This is a genomic window from Brasilonema bromeliae SPC951, from assembly GCF_012912135.1.
GTDB classification, from domain to species: Bacteria; Cyanobacteriota; Cyanobacteriia; order Cyanobacteriales; family Nostocaceae; genus Brasilonema; species Brasilonema bromeliae.
In genome coordinates this window covers 1-8,739 of the sequence record NZ_QMEB01000026.1, presented here as the reverse complement: position 1 = coordinate 8,739, position 8,739 = coordinate 1, and the positions used below count along the sequence as shown (strand labels likewise).

Genomic DNA, 8,739 nt, shown 5'->3' with positions numbered 1-8,739 from the left:
GATATCGACCGTGATAAAGCTTCCACCCTTGGCATTACCGCCCAACAAATCGAAAACACGTTGAAAAACGCCTATAGCGCTTATCAAGTGTCAACAATTTATGCCGCTAGTGACCAGTACAAAGTCATATTAGAACTGGAACCGCAGTACCAGCAAGATCCAAATGCTTTAATGAAGCTCTACGTTAACACTAGTACGAGTACGAACTCTACCACGAATAGCAGTACTAGCACCAGTACAAATTCCACCACAAATAGCAGTACTAGCGCAAGCACAAATTCCACTACTGGTCAAGCAGTTCCTCTGAGTACATTTGTCACAATATCCCAAGGTGTTGGACCGCTGATGGTCAATCACTATGGTCGGATGAATGCTGCGACGATCTCCTTCAACTTAGCACCAGATGCATCGCTGGGAGCAGCCACTCAAACCATAGAAGACTTGGTGCATAAAGTGATTCCCGCTAGCATCACAACAAGCTTCCAAGGAGCAAGTCAAGTATTTCAATCTTCATTGCCGAGTTTGGGATTGTTACTAGCTGTCGCTATTTTGGTGATTTATCTGATTCTCGGTATTCTCTACGAAGATTTTATACATCCTTTAACGATTCTTTCCGGTCTACCTTCCGCTGGATTTGGTGCGTTGTTAACGTTATTAATTTTTCATGTGGAATTGAACGTTTATTCATTCATCGGCATCATCCTCTTGGTAGGTATCGTCAAGAAAAACGGCATTATGATGGTGGACTTTGCCATAGAAGCACAGCGAAACGAAGGCAAAAGTCCGTTTGATGCCATTTATGAAGCTTGTTTGATTCGCTTCCGTCCGATCATGATGACGACAATGGCAGCTTTAATGGGAACATTACCAATCGCCCTAGGTTATGGTGCAGGTTCTGAATCTCGGCGTCCTCTGGGAATTGCGGTTGTAGGAGGTTTGGTGTTTTCTCAGATATTAACGCTGTATTTAACACCTGTATTTTTTACATATATGGAAGCTTGGCGGAAAAAACTTAGACAGGTTAAGTTTCGTCGGGTTGTCTCGTTTTCAGGAGGGCGGTAAAAAACTTTGAAATAAAGCTGATGCGATGAGTTTCACATATAACCTGAGTCCTTGATTGCTCAGACTAAAATTTAGATGCTAGTGTTTGTTGGAGTCATTCATATGTCGTCCCTGCAAGAACTGAAAAAGCAAGCCCGTCAATTATCTGTAAACGATCGCCTTGAACTTGTTCATGCGATTATCGAATCTTTACAAGATGTTCCCAATCAACAATCAGAGCGATTGCTTGAAGGGCAGACGCCTGAAAGATCCCGTATTATCAAACAAATGAAAGGGTTGTTGAAAACTGACAAACCCGCACCAACCGATGAGCAGGTAGCAGCAATGCTAGAAGAACGTCGGATGGAGAAGTATTATTAGTGAAAGTTCTCATTGATACCAATATTGTTTTAGATTACTTGCTAGAGCGAGAGCCATTTCTGCAACATGCGGAAGCTCTATTCAACGCAATTGATTCTGGGAAAGTAGTTGGGTATGTCACTGCTACAACACTCACTGACATTTTCTACATCGCCCGCAGACAAACTGGAAGTATTGAACAAGCTCAACAAGCGATTTTAACCACGTTGGCTGTTATGGTCATTTGCTCTGTAGATCGGGCTATTTTAGAAGCGGCAATTTCATCTGGTTTAGCTGATTTTGAAGACGCGGTACAGATTTACTGTGCAGTGTTCCAAAGTTTAGACGCAATTGTGACCCGCGACACCAAGGGATTTTCTAGTTCAGTGATACCTGTAATGTCCGTGCGTCAGCTATTAGAGTCACTGGAGTCATGAAGAAGCTTTCAGCAAATAGCGGTAAACACAATAATCTATAAAAAGGAAAAAATTATGGCACAAGAAACCCTTAAGCAAATACTGAATCAACTTGAGACACTTGAAATACAAGAACTTCAGCAGCTTCATCAGACAATTCAAAGGTATCTTGCCGAAAAAGAAACAACTAACAAGCAAGCAGCATTTCACCAAGCTTTGATTGATGCTGGCTTAGTCAAGCAGATTAAGCATCCTTCCTACGATCTAATCTCTGAACGAAGACTCATTCAAGTTGAAGGAAAGCCCGTTTCTGAAACAATCATCGCGGAATCCCGTTAGATAGTAGTTTACCTAGGAGATTGATCCATGAGTTTAATACTAGAACAAGAAAGTCCTCCCCTAAGTCAAGATACCACAGGCGCAATTCGAGTCGGTAATACAAGAGTTTTGTTGGAACTGGTCATTCACGCCTTTCAGGATGGTGCATCCCCTGAATCGATAGTCCAGCGTTACTCATCCTTATCTTTATCCGATGTTTATCTGACCATTGGTTACTATCTTCGACATCGCGATGCTGTGGAAGCATATCTCGATCAACGCGAGCAGTTAGCTGAATCAGTTCGTCAACGTTTGTCCAGTGTTCAACCTGACTTGAGCCTGGTTCATTCTCGCTTGTTAGCCCAGCAACAATCATAAAACTTTGTGCCAAGTCAATGATCCAGCGACGATCTATAGCAGTCCCAAATCATACGTAAAAACCTCTCTTTACTCTTTTCTCTGTGTACTCTGCGCCTCTGCGGTTTATTTAAAAAATCATTTTCACAAATCGCTAATCTCATCAAAGATGTAGAGATGATTTTGACAGCAATCAAATAACTTCATATTTGCCAACATCATCCACCCCAAATTTTGAAAGAAAAAATCTGGAACAGCACAACTCATGAACCTTTCAGAACTCTTTATCCGCCGTCCCGTCATGACAACCCTAGTCATGATAGGTATCGTCATCTTCGGTCTCATGAGTTATGCACTCTTACCAATTAGCGCCTTACCTCATGTAGAATATCCCTTCATTTCCGTCTCCGCCAGTTTACCCGGTGCGACGCCTGAAACAATGGCATCTTCCGTAGCTGCGCCCTTAGAAAGACAATTTTCCAGCATAGCCGGACTCAATTCCTTCAACTCCACCAGTTCAACAGGCAGTACCAACATCTCCCTGCAATTCGACTTCAGCCGCAGCGTGAACGATGTTGCCAAAGATGTCCAAGCAGCAATCTCAGCAGCAGCTGGACAATTACCCCCAGGTATGCCTAAACCACCTACCTACCGCAAGGTCAACCCATCGGTTGCACCAATTCTCTACCTCTACATGTATTCTGAAACGCTCCCTATCTCTACAGTGGACGAATACGCAGAGATTACGGTCGGTCAGCCAATCTCTATGATTGACGGCGTTGCCCAAGTACAAGTATACGGTCAGCAGCAATATGCTGTTCGCGTCCAAGTTGATCCACAAAAATTGACCACGCGGGGAATTGGGCTAAATCAGGTTAGAAATGCGATCGCCCAGTCAAATGTGAACTTGCCAACAGGCAGTCTTTCTGGTCATGATAAAACTTACACCATCCAAGCAAACGGTCAACTCACGAATGCAGCTGCTTATCGTTCACTGATTATCAGCTACAAAAATGGCGCACCTGTGAGACTCCAAGATGTGGGTCAGGTGATTGACAGCGTGCAAAATGATAAAGTCTTAAATCTTTACAACGGCATTCATTCGATTGTTTTGGCTGTGCAGCCTCAACCAGATGGTAATACGGTGGAAATTGTCGATACCATCAAGCAACTTCTACCCACTCTGCGCGAGCAAGTTCCCAAATCACTTGAGATGGGTATCATGTACGATCGCTCTGAATCGATCCGCGCTTCCGTTGATGATGTGAAATTCACGTTATTTCTATCAGTTTGTTTGGTTGTCGTAGTTATCTTCCTATTTTTACGCGAACTCTCTGCCACACTCATTCCCAGTCTGGCGCTTCCCGTGGCACTCATCGGCACATTTGCCGTAATGTATCTGTCGGGCTATTCTCTGGATAACATCTCACTGATGGCATTAACGCTCTCAGTCGGCTTTGTTGTTGATGATGCGGTCGTTGTACTGGAAAATATCGTTCGTCACCGCGAAATGGGTGAATCTCCACTGGAAGCAGCGTTTAATGGCTCGCGAGAAATCAGCTTCACAATTGTGTCGATGACGTTATCGCTGGTGGCGGTGTTCATCCCCCTCATATTTATGGGTGGATTAATTGGTCGGTTGTTTCATGAATTTGCCGTGACAATTGCCGTTGCGATTTTGGTGTCGGGCTTTGTTTCCCTCAGCCTCACGCCAATGCTGTGTAGTCGATTCATCCGTCCACCAAATCATCAGCATCAAAGCCGTCTGTACCGAGTCTCAGAGCGTGTCTTTGATTTACTGTTGCGGGGCTATGAGTGGAGTCTCAAGCCATTTTTCAAATACCGCCTCATAACACTTATCGGTTCAGTCATTCTCTTAGCGTTGACAGTCTACTTGTTTGTCCTTGTTCCCAAAGGATTTATCCCCACAGAGGATACTGGACAAATCATGGGAAACACGCGAGCAGCACAAGACATATCCTTTGATGCTATGCTAAGTCACCAGCAGAAGGTCGTTGACATCATTCGTCGAGACCCCAATGTCCAAGCAGTTGACTCTATTGTAGGTGCGAGTGGACCTAATGCTGCTGTCAACTCCGGTCGAATTACAATTCTGTTGAAGCCGCGTTCCCAACGCCGTCTCAATTCCGACCAAATCATTCAAGAAATGCGCCCTAAGTTGACGCGCATACCAGGCATTCAAGTATTCTTACGCTCTCCACCTGCGATCCCTATTGGTGGTCAACAGACTAATTCATCATACCAGTTTACATTGCAAAGCCTTGACCTACAAGCACTCCGTCAATACGTTCCTATACTGAAAGATAAAATCAAAGCGCTACCAGGATTCCGCGATGTTGACAGCGACTTAGAACTAAGTACTCCCCAGTTACAAGTCGAGATTGACCACAAAAAAGCAGCAACTCTTGGGATTACGGCGGAACAAGTCGAACAAACACTTGGGGCTGCTTATGGTTCTAGCCAAATTTCAAAAATCTATACCCCAGACGATCAGTTTTATGTGATTCTGGAACTAGAGCCGCAGTATCAGCACGATCCCAACTCTCTATCGCTACTCTACATCCAATCGAGTAACGGACAACAGGTTCCTTTAACAGCGATCGCCCGTATCACCCAAGGAGTGAGTCCCCTCACCGTCAAACACGTTGGTCAGCTTCCTTCTGCCACTATCTCTTTCGACGTAACATCAGGAATGTCTCTGAGTCAAGCGACAGACACCATCAAGCAACTCGCTAGTCAGATTCTGCCTCAAAGCATCACTACCAACTTTCAAGGTTCAGCACAGGTGTTCCAACAGTCCTTCAACGACTTGGGCTGGCTGTTGCTTGTGTCGATTGTGGTGATTTATCTGATTCTAGGTATCCTCTATGAGGATTTCATTCACCCCATAACCATTCTTTCTGGTTTGCCTTCGGCTGGCTGTGGTGCTTTGTTAACACTGTTGATTTTCGATGTTGAGTTAAATCTCTACTCCTTCATCGGAATCATTTTGCTAGTAGGTATTGTAAAGAAAAACGGTATTATGTTGGTAGACTTCGCCATTGAAGCGCAGCGACGGGAAGGAAAAAATTCCTTTGATGCCATCTACGAAGCCTGCTTGGTTCGCTTCCGTCCAATTATGATGACAACAATGGCAGCTTTGATGGGGACAATACCAATTGCGTTGGGGACGGGTTCGGGTTCTGAAGCGCGTCGTCCTTTGGGGATTGCAATTGTCGGCGGATTAGTGTTCTCTCAAATATTGACTCTCTATTTGACTCCAGTGTTCTACACTTACATGGAAGAATGGCGGAAAAAGCTTGGTCAACCTAAGTTTGGGAGAATCTTCTTTTGGAAGAAAGCTAAGCACTTGGGCTGATTCTGAAACCTAGTACGTAATTATGAGAATATGAAAAGAAGGGGAGCTGTTAATTGAGAAATTAGGGTCAACTGGTATAAGAGCACTGGAAGAAGGCTGTTTCTGTTATTGGGTTTTGAATGTCAGAGCGCTTACATTAATTTTATATCTTTCACTAACGTATTAATACTGGAATTTGACGTTCTAAAGAAACGTATATTATTGTCAATAATACGAAAAATCAGGTTTTTTAGCGTGCTAATCAAGGGCTTATTCGTATCTCTTCATACGAATAGGGTATAGATGCAAGGTAGGAGTTAACGGCATTTTTTCAGAAATGCCGTTTTTACTTTTGTAGCTTTATCCATGTCTGAGTGAATTACATGAATGCCAAAACTACTAAAGAAATGCATATCAACATTTCAGATGATTTGAAAAAGCAGTTTCATGCTACCTGCGTTATGCAGGGGAAAAAGATGAATCAGGTAGTCATTGAGTTAATCCAGCAATGGCTTAGGGCAAACGAAATTTCACAAACTGATAGTGAAATAGCTAAGAAGTTACCACCCAAATCCTGTTGAATAACCTTGCTAGTAACAAAGTTAGTTATGTAATAAAAACTTTTCAATTTAATATAACTGGAGCTAATTAATTTATGCAACAAAAAATCTTGATTTTAGCAGCAAATCCTAAAAGCACAACACCGCTGCGTTTGAATGAAGAGGTGCGTGAAATCGATGCTGGACTACAGCGAGCCAAACACCGCGACCAGTTTGTCTTAGAGCAGAAGTGGGCAGTGCGACCGAGGGATATCCAGCGAGCAATGCTGGATATTAATCCTTCTATTGTCCATTTCTCAGGGCATGGGACAGGAGATGAGGGTCTAGTATTTGAAGACGAAACAGGTTTGGCAAAGTTAGTCGATGGAGAAGCTCTAGCGGGACTGTTTGATTTATTTGCTGATCAGGTTGAGTGTGTTGTTCTTAATGGCTGTTACTCCCAAGTGCAAGCAGATGCTATCTCTCAACACATTAATTATGTGATTGGTATGAGCAAGGCAATCGGAGATAGAGCAGCAATTGAATTTGCTGTGGGTTTTTACGATGCTCTAGGAGCAGGAAAGCCTGTTGAATTTGCCTACAAATTTGGTTGTGCTGCAATTAGGTTAGCAGGTATTCCAGAGCAACTAACCCCAACTTTAAAGAAGAAGCCTTTGAATGGATCTAAAGACCAGCCTCCAGTCCCCAATGAACGAGTGTCTGAGTTAGATCAGGAACTAAACGACTCTGACAGAGAATTACTTACAGAACTCTTAATACGTAGTGGACGTGCAGAATATTCGGCGCGAAAACCACTTTGTATAAAAATTGGAATTGAACCAAATCAACTTGGATTTTTAAGGCAATCTACCGATGCTGACTTTGCCTTAGAGCTAATTAGCTATTTGCATAGTATAGGTGACAAACAAGCACTTTGTAAAATCAGCAAAGAACTTGAAGTTGTGTTTAAAAGAAGTAAGTACTCGGCTGATTTGGAAAATGTTAAATCTAAACTAAATTGTAACTAGTGTGAGGAATTTAAAGTATGTCAACTCAATTTTTTTTAGAAGAAACTGATATAGACACATTAATAAACCTTTTACTGCGTAGCCAACAATCAAGAACACGAGAAGCACTATGTGTTAGCATTGGAATCGACCCCAAGCGACTTTCATTTATCAGAGATTCTTCCGAATCTGACTTTTTTCTACTACTTATTAGGTATTTGAATGAAATAGGTGAACAAGAAGCTCTTTGCAAGCTTTGTTGTAAGGAACTACTTCCGGTTTTTCATCATGGTAAATATGCCCCTATTTTAAGTGAAATTGCAGCCAAACTCAATTGTAATCAGAAGTTAAGTCAGAATTTCACCAATAATCAGCAGCCAACTGTTCTATCGTCTAGTCCTGCCCCTAGTGTCAGCGTTAATCCCTTTATTCAACTTGCTAAAAACAAATTCATTAGATATAGTGTGATTGTTATAATTGGGTTAGCCGGGTTTGTCTCGTTTATCCAGAGCAGTAAATTGTCTAGTAATGCAGATACAACTGAGCAACCTGTAAGCCTTAGTCCAACCGCTAAAAGCAATAAATCTGTGAATCAGCAAATCATCGATATTTATCAAGAGGTGCTTGGACGAAAACCTACAGATAATGAGCTGAATTCCAATGTTAATTTGTTAGAAAACAGACAAGCAGAATTAAGTAATATTCGTGCTTGGATTACTAAAACTTCTTCACTTCTACAAGATGGTAATGTTATTTCATTAGAATGTCTAGGAAACCAGTATACTGGTTTGAGATTTTTAGATTCTCGCATAAAAAATAATAATGTAAGCTTAGGTTCTTCTAATATTGATGCTTCTACTAAATGGAAGGTACACATTATTAATAATAGAGTAGTTGCCTTAGAAAATCAGGGAGTAATTAATGGTTCAAAATGGTTGGATGGTGTAACAGCGGACGACTCTGTTAAGTTAGCTCCTAACACAAAAGGTGGCTATACAGGCACAAAATGGACAATCAATATACTTGGTGATGGAGTAGTTGCCTTAGATAATCAGGGAAAATCAAAATGGTTAGATGGTGTAACAGCGGACGGCTCTGTTAGGCTAGCTCCTAACACAGAAGGCAATACAGGTATACGATGGAGAATTAGTAAGCAGTGAAAACTCCAGATTTTTGCATCTGATTATCTTGAAAATAGAAAATCAAAAACCGCCTGTAAATCTTGTAAATATGATAGAAAAACACTTTGCCCACTTGGGAGATTTTGAACTAGTACACCACGGCATAAATAAACTACGCATTGCAAATCCATGAAACGCTTACGCTGTATACCTGTTTGAATT

At 42.0% G+C, this 8,739-nt stretch carries 9 protein-coding genes; all 9 read left to right on the top strand.

The genetic code is table 11. The features are described 5' to 3' along the window. Positions 1-1,062, top strand: a 1,062-nt coding sequence (locus DP116_RS29045; protein WP_246275494.1) for an efflux RND transporter permease subunit, incomplete at its 5' end; no start/stop codon positions are given. A gap of 102 nt (positions 1,063-1,164) precedes the next feature. Beyond that, positions 1,165-1,422, top strand: a complete 258-nt coding sequence (locus DP116_RS05475; protein WP_169154232.1) for a hypothetical protein — start codon at positions 1,165-1,167, stop codon at positions 1,420-1,422. Next, positions 1,422-1,838 carry a PIN domain-containing protein gene (locus DP116_RS05470; protein ID WP_169154212.1) on the top strand — a complete coding sequence of 139 codons (417 nt, stop codon included), beginning with the start codon at positions 1,422-1,424 and terminating at the stop codon, positions 1,836-1,838. The genes DP116_RS05475 and DP116_RS05470 overlap by 1 nt, the downstream gene beginning before the upstream one ends. A gap of 54 nt (positions 1,839-1,892) precedes the next feature. Continuing rightward, entirely contained in the window at positions 1,893-2,156 is a 264-nt protein-coding gene (locus DP116_RS05465) for a hypothetical protein (RefSeq protein ID WP_169154211.1), read from the top strand. Between the two features lie 27 nt (positions 2,157-2,183). Then, the gene (locus tag DP116_RS05460; RefSeq protein ID WP_169154210.1) at positions 2,184-2,513 is read left to right on the top strand and encodes a DUF433 domain-containing protein; all 330 of its coding nucleotides are present in this window, start codon (positions 2,184-2,186) and stop codon (positions 2,511-2,513) included. Between the two features lie 244 nt (positions 2,514-2,757). Then, a complete protein-coding gene (locus tag DP116_RS05455; RefSeq protein ID WP_169154209.1) occupies positions 2,758-5,871 on the top strand; it encodes an efflux RND transporter permease subunit in 3,114 nt (1,037 codons plus the stop codon). A gap of 362 nt (positions 5,872-6,233) precedes the next feature. Then, positions 6,234-6,431 carry a plasmid partition protein ParG gene (locus DP116_RS05450; RefSeq protein WP_246275493.1) on the top strand — a complete coding sequence of 66 codons (198 nt, stop codon included), beginning with the start codon at positions 6,234-6,236 and terminating at the stop codon, positions 6,429-6,431. A 74-nt stretch (positions 6,432-6,505) separates the two neighbouring features. Further along, complete coding sequence (locus DP116_RS05445) at positions 6,506-7,417, top strand: CHAT domain-containing protein (protein ID WP_169154208.1); 912 nt, start codon at positions 6,506-6,508, stop codon at positions 7,415-7,417. Positions 7,418-7,434: 17 nt separating this feature from the next. Next, positions 7,435-8,556, top strand: a complete 1,122-nt coding sequence (locus tag DP116_RS05440; protein ID WP_169154207.1) for a hypothetical protein — start codon at positions 7,435-7,437, stop codon at positions 8,554-8,556. The last annotated feature ends 183 nt before the right edge of the window (positions 8,557-8,739 follow it).